This is a genomic window from Microcystis aeruginosa NIES-2549, assembly GCF_000981785.2.
Classification (GTDB): domain Bacteria; phylum Cyanobacteriota; class Cyanobacteriia; order Cyanobacteriales; family Microcystaceae; genus Microcystis; species Microcystis aeruginosa_C.
This window is the reverse complement of the sequence record NZ_CP011304.1, coordinates 3,641,309-3,659,088: the sequence shown is the minus strand read 5'-3', so window position 1 is coordinate 3,659,088 and position 17,780 is coordinate 3,641,309. Positions and strand designations below refer to the sequence as shown.

At 44.7% G+C, this 17,780-nt stretch carries 12 protein-coding genes and 2 pseudogenes; 5 read left to right on the top strand and 9 right to left on the bottom strand.

Annotation, left to right across the window (positions count from 1 at the left end; all coding sequences use genetic code 11):
• Positions 1-295: 295 nt before the first annotated feature.
• The 7 genes and pseudogenes from myaer_RS18015 to ltrA (myaer_RS17975) form a co-directional block, all read right to left on the bottom strand.
• A complete protein-coding gene (locus myaer_RS18015; RefSeq protein ID WP_004163806.1) occupies positions 296-604 on the bottom strand; it encodes a hypothetical protein in 309 nt (102 codons plus the stop codon).
• 7 nt (positions 605-611) lie between these two features.
• Entirely contained in the window at positions 612-1,151 is a 540-nt protein-coding gene (locus myaer_RS18010) for a hypothetical protein (RefSeq protein ID WP_046663082.1), read from the bottom strand.
• A 3-nt stretch (positions 1,152-1,154) separates the two neighbouring features.
• A complete protein-coding gene (locus tag myaer_RS18005) occupies positions 1,155-4,295 on the bottom strand; it encodes a CHAT domain-containing protein (RefSeq protein ID WP_046663081.1) in 3,141 nt (1,046 codons plus the stop codon).
• Positions 4,296-4,391: 96 nt separating this feature from the next.
• Positions 4,392-6,216 (bottom strand): annotated as a pseudogene (gene ltrA, locus myaer_RS17995) (group II intron reverse transcriptase/maturase).
• Positions 6,217-7,008: 792 nt separating this feature from the next.
• Positions 7,009-7,236, bottom strand: coding sequence for a type II toxin-antitoxin system HicA family toxin (locus myaer_RS17990; RefSeq protein ID WP_046663080.1), 228 nt, complete (start codon positions 7,234-7,236; stop codon positions 7,009-7,011).
• Between the two features lie 2 nt (positions 7,237-7,238).
• A complete protein-coding gene (locus myaer_RS17985; RefSeq protein ID WP_008198193.1) occupies positions 7,239-7,445 on the bottom strand; it encodes a type II toxin-antitoxin system HicB family antitoxin in 207 nt (68 codons plus the stop codon).
• Positions 7,446-7,645: 200 nt separating this feature from the next.
• Positions 7,646-9,470: pseudogene (gene ltrA / locus myaer_RS17975) on the bottom strand (group II intron reverse transcriptase/maturase).
• 1,096 nt (positions 9,471-10,566) lie between these two features.
• Here ltrA (myaer_RS17975) and myaer_RS17970 point away from each other — a divergent pair.
• The 5 genes from myaer_RS17970 (at position 10,567) to myaer_RS17945 (ending at position 15,351) form a co-directional block, all read left to right on the top strand.
• Positions 10,567-12,477, top strand: a complete 1,911-nt coding sequence (locus myaer_RS17970; RefSeq protein ID WP_046663079.1) for a heavy metal translocating P-type ATPase — start codon at positions 10,567-10,569, stop codon at positions 12,475-12,477.
• Between the two features lie 20 nt (positions 12,478-12,497).
• A complete protein-coding gene (gene hisS, locus myaer_RS17965; protein ID WP_046663078.1) occupies positions 12,498-13,778 on the top strand; it encodes a histidine--tRNA ligase in 1,281 nt (426 codons plus the stop codon).
• 154 nt (positions 13,779-13,932) lie between these two features.
• A complete protein-coding gene (locus tag myaer_RS17955) occupies positions 13,933-14,583 on the top strand; it encodes a hypothetical protein (protein ID WP_046663077.1) in 651 nt (216 codons plus the stop codon).
• Positions 14,584-14,706: 123 nt separating this feature from the next.
• Positions 14,707-15,006, top strand: a complete 300-nt coding sequence (locus myaer_RS17950; RefSeq protein WP_046663076.1) for a type II toxin-antitoxin system RelE/ParE family toxin — start codon at positions 14,707-14,709, stop codon at positions 15,004-15,006.
• Between the two features lie 15 nt (positions 15,007-15,021).
• A complete protein-coding gene (locus tag myaer_RS17945; RefSeq protein WP_046663075.1) occupies positions 15,022-15,351 on the top strand; it encodes a HigA family addiction module antitoxin in 330 nt (109 codons plus the stop codon).
• Positions 15,352-15,426: 75 nt separating this feature from the next.
• Here the strand turns inward: myaer_RS17945 and murJ are convergent, their stop codons facing one another.
• Positions 15,427-17,154 carry a murein biosynthesis integral membrane protein MurJ gene (murJ, locus tag myaer_RS17940; protein WP_046663074.1) on the bottom strand — a complete coding sequence of 576 codons (1,728 nt, stop codon included), beginning with the start codon at positions 17,152-17,154 and terminating at the stop codon, positions 15,427-15,429.
• Entirely contained in the window at positions 17,099-17,635 is a 537-nt protein-coding gene (locus myaer_RS17935) for a hypothetical protein (RefSeq protein ID WP_046663073.1), read from the bottom strand. Before myaer_RS17935 ends, murJ begins: the two co-directional genes overlap by 56 nt.
• Between the last annotated feature and the right edge of the window lie 145 nt (positions 17,636-17,780).

The following is a 17,780-nucleotide window of genomic DNA, read 5'->3' as shown; positions in this document are numbered from 1 at the left end:
GATTCATGAATCAACCCTACAATGAATCAACCCTAGGATCAAGGAGGGATCAGCGCCCCCCTTATTAAGGGGGGATCAAGGGGGGATCAGCGCCCCCCTTATTAAGGGGGGATCAAGGGGGGATCAGCGCCCCCCTTATTAAGGGGGGATCAAGGGGGGATCAGCGCCCCCCTTATTAAGGGGGGATCAAGGGGGGATCAGCGCCCCCCTTATTAAGGGGGGATCAAGGGGGGATCAAAACCTTCTCAACAGGATTTAGTATAACTTTTGGATATGGATAAAGCTGGCATTCCTATTACTTCGCTTCAAATAATTTACAAATCTCTTGAATAGAAATAAAGATACCGAGAACAGCAGCTAACAAAAGAAGGATTTGACTATCCGAGCCAAGGCAATTCTGAAAATTTTCATCAGTTAACACTTTATAGACCACCTTAGATATTGCCAATACAGCCGATAAACTTAACCCAGAAACAAAAAGAATTTCTAGATAAGATTTATTGTTTCCCCGTCTTGGCTGTTTTTTTGTAACCAGCGCCACGCTTGCGGTAATAACCAAGGTTCCGATTAACAAAAGAAAGTTTTCAATGTTAACAATCTTCATCAAAAATTTATGCTGATTTTGCTTTCCTAAAGGTAATATACCATCCGCAGCCGGCCGCTAATATCGCACCAATAACCGCGCCATAAACTCCCGCAATCGATCCCCCTAGGGCTGCACCTCCCACCGTTACCACCATCAGGCGATCGGCTTTATCCCAAAATCGAGGGGAATCAGCACCCTCGCGATCAAGGGGGGATCGGGCTAATTTTTGGGCAGTTTTTACCCAATCTTGGCTAGGAATAACATCATTAATAAATAGGGCCTCGAAATCTAAACTATCGGGAAAAGTGACGCTTAAACTTTTGGCGCATTCTTGGTTAGCATAGGCTGCGTCTAACTCTTCGATCGCTTTTTTATAAGCTTTTTCTAGGGGGGGAAAATCCTTGACAAGTTGCCGCAATTGTGTTGCTGCCTGGGGTTGTTCTTCCCTTAATAATCGTTCAATTTCTTTGAGCGATCGCTGTAGATATTCTGGCAAAGGTTCAGTCTGCTGTGCGAGGGCGATTAGCAGCGCTTCAAGATCGATAATTGCTTTGGGGATTTCCATAAGTTAGTCCTGTCCAGTCAGGGTATAGGCTGCCCAATAGTAAGGATCACTGTATTCTGTTAGCTGATCTAGCCCTATTGTACTGCCTTCCTTTAAAATATTCGCCGCCCGCGCCTCCAGTCGATCGACCCATTCCATTAGGTCGGGAAGTTGTCCAAGTTGCTCGATCCAGTTAGCTAGTTGCTGCCAAGTGATATTTTTTAACCAATTTTGTGTATTTTTCAGAGCTAGGGCCGGGGATTCACCCGCTAATAATCTTTGATAGAAGTTAATCATAAACCAAGCACTAGAAATCTCCTTCACCGGCCAGAGGGTACTGACCACATTAGTCGCACCGGCTGCCAAGAAAGCACTGACGAGGCCGACGTATTCGGTAGTAATGCCATCCTTACCGGTGAGAGCGGTTTCACAGGCAGCCAGACAGACGAGACGGTAACTAGAGAGGTTCAGCGCACGGATATCCCGGACGGTCAATAAGCCATCGCTAAGGGCGATCGCAGAGGCTTGGGGGCGAAAAGAGTCATAATAGCCATGACCGGTGAAATGAAAGGTTTTATGGGCATTTTCGAGGGCGTTGCGGACGTTTTCCCGTGAGGCCTTTTTCGTGCTAATTCTCTGGCTCGGTTGCAGGATATGGCTAATAATCGCTGATTCCAGTTGGGCGAAATCCATGGGTTTTTGTTCCGTTTTGGGGTCTTCGACGCTGAGGAGGGGAGAATAGGAGGAATCGCCGGACTGGGGACGCAAACCGACCTGAGCAGAGGGGAGATAGGTGGCGGTGTATTTTTCGGGGAAGAGGGTATGTAGGGGGAAGCGGTGCAGATCCCGGTGGGGGATGAGAATCAGGGAATCAACGGAAACTGGCAAAGGTTCGAGAATTTTATCGATCTGTAAAATCCGCTTTAATTGGGCAAAACGGCTGTTAAGTGACAATCTCCAGGGGTGATTTTGTTTATTCTCCGTTTCTTTTTTACTGGCATAGTCAAGGTATTGTTTATCCCATTCAGTTAACCAAGTCCGAAACTGTCGCGCTGGTTGACGGCGTTGTTCTGGCTCGACAATGACGGGATCAGCCTCTGGGGTGATAATAAAGGTGGTGAGATTGTCCTCGCTGAGATACCAGTAAATAATCGCCTTATTCGGACCTGTCAGGCTTTGGATAGTGGCATAATCGGGACTGGTGGGGTTTTCTTGCCAATTATCGAGAATCCAAGTCAAACAACGATTTTTATAAAATTCTGCCTGTTCAATTGCGTCTAGAGGATGATTTTCCTCGATCAGTAAATCGATTTCTAGGTGACTAAAACTGCTGAATTTTCTCTCAAAAGCCGGTTTATCGCGTTTCTGGGCGCGTAGTCTGGTAAAAAGGTGGCGCCCCTGTTGTTGATAGAATCGCGCTTCAGGGATTTCCTGTAGGGAAAGATGAGCGCGGATCAATCCTTGCAGAATTTCTAAATGATCTTCGGGGAAGTCTTTTTCGCTGAGAATCGGTAAAGCGATTTGATAATGTCGGATCGCTTCGCGCCAATAGGGACTAGCATTCTCTTTATACTGGGAATGTTTCAGATAAGCTTCCCCTAGATAGCGATAAATTTGCCCCCACGGAGGCGATCCTTGAATGAGGTGGGTAAGTGCCTCCCGGAGGGCGAAAATATGGGGTTCTCGGTCATTAAGGGCTACTATCGGTTTACGGTAAATGAGAGCTTCTAGACTGGGAGTAGAAACGCGATTTTTACTCAGAGAACAAACGGCCCACCCTCGGCCGTACCAAGCTAGATGGAAATCGGGTTTAATTTCTAAAGCTCGATCATAAGATGCGATCGCTTGTTCAAATCTGCCTAAATCAGCTAACGCAACCCCCCGGTTGTTCCAAGCATCATGGTCATCGGGTTTAATTTCTAAAGCTCGATCATAGGATGCGATCGCTTCTGCCAATCTGCCTAAATTACCTAACGCAATCCCTCGGTTGTTCCAAGCTTCATGCTTATCGGGTTTAAATTCTAAAGCTTGATCGTAGGATGCGATCGCTTCTTCTAATCTGCCTAAATTACCTAACGCAATCCCTCGGTTGTACCAAGCTTCATGGAAATCGGGTTTAATTTCTAAAGCTCGATCGTAGGATGCGATCGCTTCTTCTAATCTGCCTAAATCCCTTAACGCAATCCCTCGGTTGTTCCAAGCTTCATGGTCATCGGGTTTAATTTCTAAAGCTCGATCGTAGGATGCGATCGCTTCTGCTAATCTGCCTAAATTCCTTAACGCAATCCCTCGGTTGTACCAAGCTTGATGTAAATCGGGTTTAATTTCTAAAGCTCGATCATATGATGCGATCGCTTCCTCAAATCTGCCTAAATTACCTAACGCAACCCCTCGGTTGATCCAAGCTTCATGGAAATCGGGTTTAAATTCTAAAGCTCGATCGTAGGATGCGATCGCTTGTTCAAATCTGCCTAATTTATGCAACGCAATCCCTCGGTTGTCCCAAGCTTGATGGTAATCGGGTTTAATTTCTAAAGCTCGATCAAAGGATGCGATCGCTTGTTCAAATCTGCCTAAATTACCTAACGCAACCCCTCGGTTGTTCCAAGCATCAGGGTCATCGGGTTTAAATTCTAAAGCTTGATCGTAGGATGCGATCTCGCCGATAAAATCCCCATTCATGTATTTCTGGTTTCCTTGCTCAAACCAGAATTCGGCATCCTGAACCACTTCCGTTAAATCCGTCTCCTTTGGGCATAGATTTTCCCCCTCCACACCGGAAACATCCCTCACCGCGTCGCGTAACTGGAGGCTAATCCGTTGGGACACTTCCCCCAGATTTCCCGTCATCACCTTCCCTAAAGCCGCCAGATCCCGCCCTAAAGTTTGATAATCTTCCGGATACTGTAGCCATTCCTCGCTTTTGACCTCTAACCACCGCGCCAGCTTTTTATCGTCACAATGGCGACTGTATAGCCATCCCCGTAACCCGCCGGTAGTGGTTCCCGCCGCCACCTGCTCGAATAACCCCATCAATATCCCTTCATATTCCCCATCGCTGGGTTCTGGAGGAGTATTTTTGACTTCTTTGGGGTTAATTGCCTTTGGACTGGCAATAAAGAGCGATTTTAGCCAATTCCAGAGCTTTTTTAGTAAGGATAGCATCGAAGAAAGGGGGAAAGGAATTAGGGGTCGAGAAGGTCGTCACCGACCTCCCCTCCCATTCAGAACCGTGCTTGAGACTTTCACCTCACACGGCTCCTAGTTTGATTGTTCCTTTGTTAAGGATACCGCTTGACTTCTCTGTGGTTGCCTGTATACTTTGTCTTGTGGGTATATCGAGGCTTCCATCTGAAGCTGATTTTTCATCATGACAGTGGCGGTGTAGTAATTGAAGGTTTTTATATTCATCCTTTCCGCCTAGGCTGAGAGGGTGGATGTGGTCAACTTCAATTAAGTCCGATGGGGTGAAGTATTGCCCACATCGGTTACACTTGCCTTGTTGCTTCTTAAGTAGTTTGGCTACTCTTGTCGGTGTGTCGATTGCTTGTCCTCTTCTGGTTGCCCAGTAGGTCCAATTTCCGTCGAATGGTGATGCGTCGGAGCGTGCTAAGGTATGTCTGACAATTGGTATCCAATTATGTTGCCATAAGTGGAGACCGTCTTTGGTTTGAAATAACCAGGATTCTTGTCTTTCTTTCCCATTGCTGAGTTTAACTGTACCCGGTCTAAAGTAATTTCTCAGCTTTTCGTAGTTCGCTTTTCTGCATCTTGATACTGTCCATGCCCTTAACATCAACCAGATTGTATGGTCTAGTTTTGTGAAAGTATCCATAGATACTACTCCTGAATAGTAGTTCCCCCATCCTCTTATGATTGGGTTTAGTCGACTAATCAGGGCTGATTGAGGTGCGGTTTTGTGTTTTTTGATTACACCTTTAATCGCTTCTGTGTGGGCTTTAACTGCTTTTTGGCTAGGTTTAATGTGTGTTAGGAATGTCTTGGGTGTTCCTTTACATATTTTTCCCGCTTTATATTTTCCGGCTGGGTATTGTCTGATGTTGAATCCTAGAAAGTCAAATCCTGGTTCTTCCGTTTTTCCATTATATTCAATGGGTTTGAGTGTATGACACACTCTGGTTTTTTCTGGTTTGAGTTCTAATCCTATCGGTTTTAACCATTCGGAGATAGCAGTTTTGCACTGTTCAATGATTTCGAGTGAAGGTGAAATCACCACAAAATCATCGGCGTACCTTATTAAAACAGCTTGATTTGTACCATTTCCCTTTTTGGGGAATAGTGTTTCGATTAATCTTGCCATTCCATCCAGTGCGATGTTAGCAAGTAGTGGACTTATTACCCCTCCTTGTGGTGTCCCTGTTTCTGTTTCTTCAAATACGCCTTTATCCAATACTCCTGCTTTGAGCCATTGTTTTATGTCTCTTTTCAAGGCACTGGGACAATGAATTCTTGACAGTAGGAAGTTGTGATTAATTCGGTCAAAACACTTGGCAATATCAGCATCTAACACAAAGTAATTACCCTTATTAATGCTGAGGTATATCCTCGATATTGCGTCATGGGCAGACCTTCCGGGTCGGAAACCATAGCTGGTTCCTTCCATTTTTGCTTCCCATTCTGGTTCAAGTGCCGATTTAATCACCGCTTGTCTAGCTCTGTCTTTGATGGTTGGTATTCCTAATGGGCGTTTTTCATCCCTGCCGGGTTTAGGAATCCATACCCTTCTTAACGGTTTTGCTTTAAGTGTTCCCTTAATTTCTTCGGTTAGATTTAGCCTTTGTTCTGGGGATATTACTATCTTCCCATCAACTCCTGCTGTTTTCTTTCCTTGATTATCTTGGGTTACTTTGCGAACCGCTAATAGACGAGCGTAGTACGATTTCACCAATAGACGTTGCAACCTTCTAACCTTTGCATCCTGTCCCGATTTAGCCGCTTGGTATATCCTCTTTTGGAGCTTGAAGACATATCTTTGGACTTTCGCCCAATTGATAGCCTTCCATACATTCGTAGTCTTAGTGGTTTTCGGTTTCCCGAACCCTTTACCTTTTCTCGATTTCGTCATATAGACTCCTACTAGACTCTATCCTTACAATCAAACCGTAACCTGTTAGCGTATCTTGACTATTAACGTCAAGCGTTGGCTTTTGGTTACATCTCACCCCCTTTAAGGCTTGCGCTTACACTTCTCACTACTGGGTATTTCGACCGATACTCAGAGCCTGAAAGGGGTTATCACGTTCCGTTTATATGGGCTTTCAATCCTTTAGATTCGTCTTTTCCACCGGGGTACTTTAAAAGGTCTGTGTGAGTAGCTTATCAAGTCCCTCACTTATTCCCCTTGTTCTTTTGAACGCAGTGTGTCAACCTTATTTCACTGCTTAATTGTTACGATGGTTCATGTCAGACGTTCAGCTTTCGCTTAATCCTGGGCTGTTGGCAGTGGTCTCGCTGCTGGTGTTAGGTTGCACCTCGGAGCCTTCCGTTCCCCGCTTCAATTTCAGGGTTGTGACTTCTGAAACTGGGGGTGGCTATCGCCGTTACTCTCACCTTTGTAACGATTGTAAATAATTGTTACAAAGTGTTTTGACCTTGAGTCCCCTTGCCTATTTTGTATCGGGTGATACTAAACGTCGGGACATATAAACAGTTATAAGGTTGGTCTGGGTTGACCTCTTAGATTCAGTCGGGGGACTGAAGACCTTACTAGGCGGTTATTTCAGGCATTTCAGCCCTATTTCATGCCTAAACGTTTCGCACAGATAAGGAAATTATATCTCTACTGCCGAAAGTCGTCCCTCTACCGGTTCAAATTCGTCCTCTAATAGCCAATTTTCCGCTTCCTCGACTTGTTTGTTCATCTCATGCCAGAAACAAATTCTTGTAAAGTAATTCCAGCAGTACGAATAAGACTACGAAGCGTACCTTTAGCCACTTCACGATGATCAGGAACAGAGAGTGTTACCTGTTCACCCTCCTTAACCATAATGATATGGCTTCCACTTTGACGCGCAACTTGCCAGCCAAAGGTTTCAAATATTCGGACTACTTCACGTCCGCTGAGAACAGGAAGAGCAGAGGACATGATTAGGCCATTACCTCTACTTGACAAGTTTCAATCGTGAGCGGTAGTCCACGTTCTGCACGAACTTCAAGGCAAGCGATAATCGCATCTCTGATATTTTCTAGAGCTTCTGCTCTCGTTTGACCTTGGCTGACACAACCCGGAATACTGGGGCATTCTACAACCCAAACCCCATCCTCGTCACGGTCAAGTGTTACAGTCAACTTCATAACTTCTCACTATAATCTCCCAGCTTATATTTTACCTATTAGGGCCTGAGTTGGTTAAGCGGCGATCGCTAATTCTTGCTAAACAGCATACAGAATAAGGGTTTTGAAGAAAAGCGGAAAGGAATTAGGGGTCGAGAAGGTCGTCACCGACCTCCCCTCCCATTCAGAACCGTGCTTGAGACTTTCACCTCACACGGCTCCTAGTTTGATTGTTCCTTTGTTAAGGATACCGCTTGACTTCTCTGTGGTTGCCTGTATACTTTGTCTTGTGGGTATATCGAGGCTTCCATCTGAAGCTGATTTTTCATCATGACAGTGGCGGTGTAGTAATTGAAGGTTTTTATATTCATCCTTTCCGCCTAGGCTGAGAGGGTGGATGTGGTCAACTTCAATTAAGTCCGATGGGGTGAAGTATTGCCCACATCGGTTACACTTGCCTTGTTGCTTCTTAAGTAGTTTGGCTACTCTTGTCGGTGTGTCGATTGCTTGTCCTCTTCTGGTTGCCCAGTAGGTCCAATTTCCGTCGAATGGTGATGCGTCGGAGCGTGCTAAGGTATGTCTGACAATTGGTATCCAATTATGTTGCCATAAGTGGAGACCGTCTTTGGTTTGAAATAACCAGGATTCTTGTCTTTCTTTCCCATTGCTGAGTTTAACTGTACCCGGTCTAAAGTAATTTCTCAGCTTTTCGTAGTTCGCTTTTCTGCATCTTGATACTGTCCATGCCCTTAACATCAACCAGATTGTATGGTCTAGTTTTGTGAAAGTATCCATAGATACTACTCCTGAATAGTAGTTCCCCCATCCTCTTATGATTGGGTTTAGTCGACTAATCAGGGCTGATTGAGGTGCGGTTTTGTGTTTTTTGATTACACCTTTAATCGCTTCTGTGTGGGCTTTAACTGCTTTTTGGCTAGGTTTAATGTGTGTTAGGAATGTCTTGGGTGTTCCTTTACATATTTTTCCCGCTTTATATTTTCCGGCTGGGTATTGTCTGATGTTGAATCCTAGAAAGTCAAATCCTGGTTCTTCCGTTTTTCCATTATATTCAATGGGTTTGAGTGTATGACACACTCTGGTTTTTTCTGGTTTGAGTTCTAATCCTATCGGTTTTAACCATTCGGAGATAGCAGTTTTGCACTGTTCAATGATTTCGAGTGAAGGTGAAATCACCACAAAATCATCGGCGTACCTTATTAAAACAGCTTGATTTGTACCATTTCCCTTTTTGGGGAATAGTGTTTCGATTAATCTTGCCATTCCATCCAGTGCGATGTTAGCAAGTAGTGGACTTATTACCCCTCCTTGTGGTGTCCCTGTTTCTGTTTCTTCAAATACGCCTTTATCCAATACTCCTGCTTTGAGCCATTGTTTTATGTCTCTTTTCAAGGCACTGGGACAATGAATTCTTGACAGTAGGAAGTTGTGATTAATTCGGTCAAAACACTTGGCAATATCAGCATCTAACACAAAGTAATTACCCTTATTAATGCTGAGGTATATCCTCGATATTGCGTCATGGGCAGACCTTCCGGGTCGGAAACCATAGCTGGTTCCTTCCATTTTTGCTTCCCATTCTGGTTCAAGTGCCGATTTAATCACCGCTTGTCTAGCTCTGTCTTTGATGGTTGGTATTCCTAATGGGCGTTTTTCATCCCTGCCGGGTTTAGGAATCCATACCCTTCTTAACGGTTTTGCTTTAAGTGTTCCCTTAATTTCTTCGGTTAGATTTAGCCTTTGTTCTGGGGATATTACTATCTTCCCATCAACTCCTGCTGTTTTCTTTCCTTGATTATCTTGGGTTACTTTGCGAACCGCTAATAGACGAGCGTAGTACGATTTCACCAATAGACGTTGCAACCTTCTAACCTTTGCATCCTGTCCCGATTTAGCCGCTTGGTATATCCTCTTTTGGAGCTTGAAGACATATCTTTGGACTTTCGCCCAATTGATAGCCTTCCATACATTCGTAGTCTTAGTGGTTTTCGGTTTCCCGAACCCTTTACCTTTTCTCGATTTCGTCATATAGACTCCTACTAGACTCTATCCTTACAATCAAACCGTAACCTGTTAGCGTATCTTGACTATTAACGTCAAGCGTTGGCTTTTGGTTACATCTCACCCCCTTTAAGGCTTGCGCTTACACTTCTCACTACTGGGTATTTCGACCGATACTCAGAGCCTGAAAGGGGTTATCACGTTCCGTTTATATGGGCTTTCCATCCTTTAGATTCGTCTTTTCCACCGGGGTACTTTAAAAGGTCTGTGTGAGTAGCTTATCAAGTCCCTCACTTATTCCCCTTGTTCTTTTGAACGCAGTGTGTCAACCTTATTTCACTGCTTAATTGTTACGATGGTTCATGTCAGACGTTCAGCTTTCGCTTAATCCTGGGCTGTTGGCAGTGGTCTCGCTGCTGGTGTTAGGTTGCACCTCGGAGCCTTCCGTTCCCCGCTTCAATTTCAGGGTTGTGACTTCTGAAACTGGGGGTGGCTATCGCCGTTACTCTCACCTTTGTAACGATTGTAAATAGTTGTTACAAAGTGTTTTGACCTTGAGTCCCCTTGCCTATTTTGTATCGGGTGATACTAAACGTCGGGACATATAAACAGTTATAAGGTTGGTCTGGGTTGACCTCTTAGATTCAGTCGGGGGACTGAAGACCTTACTAGGCGGTTATTTCAGGCATTTCAACCCTATTTCATGCCTAAACGTTTCGCACAGATAAGGAAATTATATCTCTACTGCCGAAATTCGTCCCTTTCGGGGTTCATACTCGTCCTCTAATAGCCAATTTTCCGCTTCCTCGTAACTCGCACGGCTCTCTTCTTCTTTGTCTGATCAGTTTAACTGAATGTAGTGATCGATCTTTGTGTCCTTTGTGCCTCTGTGGTTCCTTCCACTCTTCTTTGTCTGATCAGTTTAACTGAATGTAGTGATCGATCTTTGTGTCCTTTGTGCCTCTGTGGTTCCTTCCACTCCCTCGCCAGCAGGACTGTATCTTAGAATACATTTTAACCAGCAAACCTAAGAGAGCCTTCGCACCGGTGAATACCACATAGGGGTTTTCTGCATCGATCTAATTTTTTCTAGAATGGGGAGAAAAGTAATTGCCATCGATCCATGATTCAGAGTATCTCGTCCTCTTGGTTGTCTGAGTATTCCTCGGCAGTTGCCGCAGGAATTTGCGCTATTTTAGTCTTTTTTGGTTGGTTATGCCTACACCTTAATCTGATCGGCCCGGCTTTTATCCTACTAGCGATCGCATATCTGGTGGGAGGATACGAGAGTACCCAAGCAGGATTGACGACTTTATGGGAGGAAAAAGAACTGGATGTGGACCTGTTAATGATTGTAGCGGCCTTGGGGGCGGCGATTTTGGGACTCTGGGATAGTAATTACTATCTCATCATCGATGGAGCCGTTTTAATCCTGATTTTCGCCATTAGTGGTGCATTAGAACAGATTGCCATGGCAAAAACCGATCGCAATATTCGTTCTCTCATGGCGATGACTCCCGATACTGCTAGATTAATCACGGGAGATAGGGAAAAAGAGGTTCCTATCAAGCAATTACGGATAGGTGACACAGTTTTGGTCAAACCGGGTGAATTAATCCCCATTGACGGCATTATTATGGAGGGAAACAGTCCCATCAATCAAGCGCCAATTACCGGAGAATCCCTTCCCGTGGATAAAACCATCGGTGAAGAAGTCTTTGCGGGAACTCTCAACGGTGCGGGAGTGCTACGTTTAAAGGTGGAAACTCCCCCCGAAAGTCGCTTAATTGAGAGGGTGATTCGTTTGGTAGAAAAAGCACAAAATGAATCCCCTCCCTCCCAAGAGTTTATCGAAGGTTTCGAGCGGGGTTATGCGAAAATTATCGTGATTTTGGGCTTAATTTTCGGGATTTTACCGCCTTTTCTCTGGGGTTGGACCTGGGAAACTACTATCTATCGGGCCTTAATTTTTCTTGTGGTGGCCTCTCCCTGTGCTTTAATGGCCTCAATTATGCCAGCTTTGTTATCGGGTATCGCTAACGGCGCAAAACAGGGGATTTTATTCAAAAATGGCGCAAGATTGGAGATGATCGGCCGCATACGAGCGATCGCTTTTGATAAAACCGGCACTCTCACCCTTGGTAAGTTGCAAGTGGTGGAAATTATCCCTATCCATGCAGTCAGTGAAAATGAGGTGTTAGCGGTGGCTGCAGCCCTAGAATCCTGTTCGGAACATCCCATCGGATCCGCTATTACCGCCACAGCCAGGGAACGTGGTATAAATTTCTTCAGTGCTAATCAGGTGCAAGCGGTATCGGGACGGGGTATCACGGGAAAAATTGCCGATAAGTCGGTATCTGTGGGCAATTTTGCCTATATTCGTGACCATATTACTGATCTTGACCAGAATATTCTAGCTATGCGCGAACGTTTACAAAAAGAAGGCAAAACCCTGGTATGGGTAGTACAAGAGAATCAGATACTTGGTGCGATCGCTGTGGCCGATACCCTGCGGGAATCGGCAGTTAATCTGGTGAAGCAGCTAAAAAAGATCGGTATCGAACATATCGTTTTAATTACGGGTGATAATCAACAAAGTGCCGATCAAGTCGCTGAAAAACTCGGTATTGAGGAAGTTTACGCTGATTTACTGCCAGAAGATAAGTTAAGCGTTATCCAAAATCTGCAAGAAAAATATCACACTGTCGCTATGGTGGGGGATGGCATTAATGACGCGCCCGCTTTAGCTATGGCTAATGTGGGGATTGCCATGGGAAAAGCTGGTAGTGATGTGGCCTTGGAAACGGCCGATATTATCCTTATGTCCGATAATTTAGCCAAAATTCCCAGCGCGATTAACCTTGGTCGTCGTGCCAATCGCATCGTTAAACAGAATATCACTTTCGCCCTCGCGTTTATCGGCATATTGCTAATAGCCAATTTTGCCGGTGATATAACTTTACCTCTGGGTGTTATCGGTCATGAAGGATCGACGGTATTAGTGACTCTAAGCGGTTTAAGATTGTTCAAATAGGGATAAAAATACAGAGAACTATGGGCGAAATCCAGGCAATCCGAGGCACAAAAGATATTTTACCGGCGGAGATCGGTTACTGGCAGTGGTTAGAGGAAACTGCCAGCAGAATTTTAGGGACTGCGCTGTATCAAGAGATACGAACTCCCATTTTTGAACAGACGCAACTTTTTGAACGGGGTATCGGGGAAGCGACGGACGTGGTGGGTAAAGAAATGTACACTTTCTTTGATCGCGGTCAACGTTCCCTGACTTTGCGACCGGAGGGAACGGCTGGGGTCGTTCGCGCCTACATTGAACACAAATTACAGGCCGCCGGAGGAGTACAAAGACTCTGGTATAAGGGGCCGATGTTTCGTTATGAACGTCCGCAAGCGGGTAGGCAGCGACAGTTTCATCAAATTGGGGTCGAATTGTTGGGAACTGATGACCCTAGGGCGGATGTGGAAGTAATTACCCTTGCCAGCGAGATATTAAAAGCTGTGGGGCTAGAAAACCTAAAATTAGACCTTAATTCCCTGGGAAATGCCCAAGATAGGCAAAATTATCGTCAGGCCCTGCTAGATTATTTGACTCCCTACAAAGCTGATTTAGACGCGGATTCTCAACAGAGATTAGAAAAAAATCCCCTGCGAATTTTGGATAGTAAGGACGAGAAAACCAAGATTATCTGTGAGAATGCCCCCAGTATTCTTGAGCATCTCGGCAGTGATTCTCAAAAGCATTTTGAACGGGTGCAATCTTTACTAACTGATTTGGGAGTTATCTATAATCTTAATCCCTGTTTAGTGCGAGGATTGGACTATTACACCCATACGGCCTTTGAAATTCAGTCCGATGATTTAGGCGCTCAAGCCACGGTTTGCGGTGGTGGTCGTTATGATGGTTTAATAGCTCAATTAGGCGGTCCAGACACGCCAGCAGTGGGTTGGGCGATCGGTTTAGAACGTCTGATTATATTATTACAACAAAAGCAATCTTTATCTTTTTTGGTTCCCGATTTTTATCTCGTCTCCAAAGGAGAAAAAGCTGAGGCCCGCAGTGTGGTGTTAGCGCAACAATTACGCGGATTGGGGTTTAGCGTTGAGTTAGACTTAAGCGGCAGCGCTTTCGGAAAACAATTTAAACGGGCCGATCGAGCTAAGGCCGTGGGCTGTATAATTTTGGGGGATGCTGAGGCTGAAAATGGCACGGTACAACTGAAATGGATGGCCACCCAAGAACAAATTAGTCTAACCCAAGCGGATTTATTGACACAAGCAAGGGAATTAAAAGCGCAAATCTCCCGGCACAAATCCTAAGTTTTAGCGTCATGGGCAAACATTAGGCTCTCTTATTCTTTGTGTCCTTTGTGTCTTTGTGGTTCGTTCCACTCGCTCGCTGGCGGGACTGTATCCTAGAATACATTTTACCCACCAAACCTAAGAGGCCAAACATCAGTCCTAGGCTAAGATTATGGAATTTATACTGCAAAAACAAGGGGAGAATCACGGAAGCACAATTTCTAATAATTCTCTAGAAATTGTCTCGGGAAACTATCGTCTTTTGGCCCGTCTGGATTCTCCTTTTGCTCATATTGAAGTGCGTATCGATTACGAATCTCCCGAAAGTAGCGAACGATATACCCATTATTATCGATCGGATGCTGGGGGTTGGCTAGAAATTTTTTCCTATCGAGATTTAGGAATAGGTAGCTGGAAAATTCGCTGTTATGGGGATATTCTGGCAGAATTGGCGGGGCAAGGTTGGCAAGAAACGTTAACTTTAATTGTTACTCCTGTTAAGATCAATTATCTGGCTCAATTAGAACAGTTAATTAAAACCGAAATTGAACCTTTATTAGCACTAGAATCCTCTCGAGAGATGGTAAAATTAGAATTTGCCGATTTAACCAATAATTCTGCCTTTGTTTTTGATTTATGCCTACCAGAGGAAACAATGACCGCTAGAGAAGGGGTAACTCTAGAACTGCCAGAACCTGCTAATATGAAAAAGAGCCTTCAAAGTTTATCTAATCGCAATTCTGCACCCCTACCCCCGAAAATATCCGGTTCTAATTCTCGCCGAAAATCACCGCAACTGCCCCCAATTCCTAAAAATAAATAAGGTTTGCTGAAAAAGCTTCTTACTGCGGTTAGGAGTCGGTCGTCGGTTGGGAAAGTCAGAACAAGGAAACTGGCATTTCCGATATAACAATGTCTAACATGATAAACGTGCTACCGTGTTATTATGATCCTCTCGTTCAGGAATACAGCTACTGAAGATATTTTCAACGGTGAGGATACAAAAAAAGCGCGGAAAGTCTGTCCTAGAAATTTATGGAACGTGGCCCGGCGAAAACTCGATTTAGTCGATTCGGCGACCTCCCTAGATGACCTCCGCGTTCCACCTAATAATCGTTTAGAGGTTTTAGTCGGTGATCGGCAAGGTCAGTATAGTATCCGAATCAATGATCAGTACCGTATCTGTTTTATCTGGACTGTAAACGGGGCAAAAATGGTTGAAATCGTTGATTATCATTCCAGTTAAAAAAGGAGTATAAGCATGGTTCGCATACCTACCCATAGAAGACCCACCCATCCGGGCCAGATGCTGAAAGAGGAATTTTTGCAGCCGATGGGAATCACACAACGTCAACTTGCCGACGCAATCGGAGTTCCCTACCGACAAATTAACGAAATCGTCAACGGTCGTCGGGGGATTACCCCTAGCACCGCTTTAAGACTAGCTAAATACTTGCAAGTCTCTCCTGATTTTTGGTTAAATCTTCAAATCCGATTGGATTTGTTTGACATTAAACAAAAAGAGAGCGAGCAAATTGAAAAAATTCTTCCGTCCCCTACAACAGTAATTACGAGGGAGGGAGGGAGTTAATCAGACTCTTAAAAACTGATTTGGTATTAGCTAGGGTTTAACCCTTCTTTAATCTAGTGAGGCAGCAACTTAAACCTAAGATTTTTTCAAGAACTTCTGACGAAATCGCGAGATTAATAGGTCTAATTCAGGTAACTTCAATAACATCGCACCGAGGAGGAATAAACCCACCGCTACGGTCGAGGCCAAACCCAACTGTAATAATTGCAAGAAAATATTACCAGCACCGAAAACCTTTTCCCAACCCCAACTAGCACCCCAACTACTAACACCAGAAAGTATTGTAATTACCGTTAATCCCAATAAGGATAAACCCCATTCTCCCAGAGGTAAACCCCCTAAACGACGATTTAAAATTACCGTAAAAATGCCCATAGAAATGATATTAACCCCCACGGTTGCTAAAACAATCCCCGGAGTACCAAAAGGTTTATACAAGAGGAAATCCAGCACACCATTGAGAAAAATATTCACCATACTCACCTTAAAGGGGGTGTCACCATCACCCAAGGCATAGAACACTCGTACTAAAACATCGCGGCCGAGATAGAAAAACATCCCGAAACCGTAGGCCATTAATACGGGAACCACCTGTTCCGAGGCAGCCAGATTAAAAGCACCCCGTTGATAGATAACTCGCACTACCGGGAAAGCGAGGGCGATAAAGATAGCGGTGAAGGGTAACATGGTTAAAGCCGTCAATAATAAACCCTGACGGATTCTTTGCTTCAATTCTCCCCAATTTTCCGGTTCCGTCAGTCGAGAAAATATCGGCATAAACGGCACGAGAATCATGTTGGACATGATGCCCAAGGGCGTGAGAACGATAAAACTGGCGTAACGCATGGAAGCGGCGGCATTTTCGATAAAAGAAGCAAAAAAGAGGTCAGTATAAACGTTAATATGCAACATTCCCGAAGATAAGGTCGCCGGAATCATCACCCGCAACACCTCCGACACCCCCGGTATCCGCCAATCCCAACGAAATGTTAATTTTCCTAAACCTGACTTGACTTGTGCGCCCACTTGTGCTAACCATTGCCAGAGCGCCCCGATGAGAGTACCGCCGGCGAGGACAAAACCCCCCAGTTGAATATATTGCGGCTCATCAATGCGATCGCCAAGAAACCAAGCCAGCAAACCCACCCCGATAATCACCGCCACACTGGAAAAAAGCGGACTGAGACTCGGTAGCCAGTATTGATCCGCCGCATTGAGAGTACCGAAACCGATGCCGATTAAACCGGCTAAAACCGCCATGGGGGCCATAATTTGCAGTTGTTGAATGGCCATGGCACGGGTGGCGGCATCTAAACCGGGGGCGAGAACATCGATAAAAATATTGGCAAAAACGATTAAAAAGACGGTGACAGCTAATAAAATCGCGCTGACTAGGGTGGTGACAGTCTCGACAATCGGCGCGGACTCGGATTTATCTCTTTTGGCCAAAACACTGACCAAAGCGCTGTGAAAGGGGCCGTTAATACCACCGAGGAGAATTAACAGAAAACCGGGGATAACGTAGGCAAAAGCGTAGGCGTTCACCACTGGTCCAACACCGTAGGCAGCGGCGATTACCTGTTCGCGGACTAAACCAAAAACCTTACTGATTAAGGTGGCAACGGCGACAATTCCGGCAATACCGGCTAAGGAACGGGTAGCTTTCTTAGTAATGATGACACCTCGAAAGAAAACAACTGCATTGATTGATTCTACCCGTTTCTGTGTTCCCGCAGAAACGCGATCTCTATTTGTCAAATTTAATTTGACTGGAATGTATAAGACCCATTTCTCCACAGACATCCGTATAATACCAAGGACCAACCGAACCATAAATATTGATGGTTCTAGGTTCTCTGACTGAACAGATGATATTGCCATTGGGGGACGTTCTCACATTTGATGGTGGAGAAAACACTATTGCTGTAGCGATTCTTGATGTAGATTGAGAACTATCGAATCTGTAACTACACACCACCTCTAGCATTGTTTGAGTCGCCTGAGAGCGGGGACGATGAATTTGTCTTTCGGGAAAAGTCGTCCAAGTTCCGTTATCACAATTAGCTTGGCTAACCAGTCGTTGATTTCCTAAATAATAAACAAAGTCAACACTACGCGAACTAGCCGGAACAATCGAACATAAATCGATGTTAACGCTTTTTCCCGTGACAGCAGTTCCGGCAAAGTAATTACAAGTTTGAGCCAAAACTATATTCGGTTTTGCCCAGGAAGCACCGACTACCATTGTTAAAGATAGACTAGAAATCAAAATGATTGTTTTCATGGTTGATTTGACATTTTCTGGAGGCTTTTTCTGAGATTATTTTATACTCAATTGAATTGTGGCTAAAAGCTGATGGCGACAAAATATTGGTGGTCTGTCAAAGCAATTATGTCGGATAATAGGAATGTAAATAAGCTAACCCCGA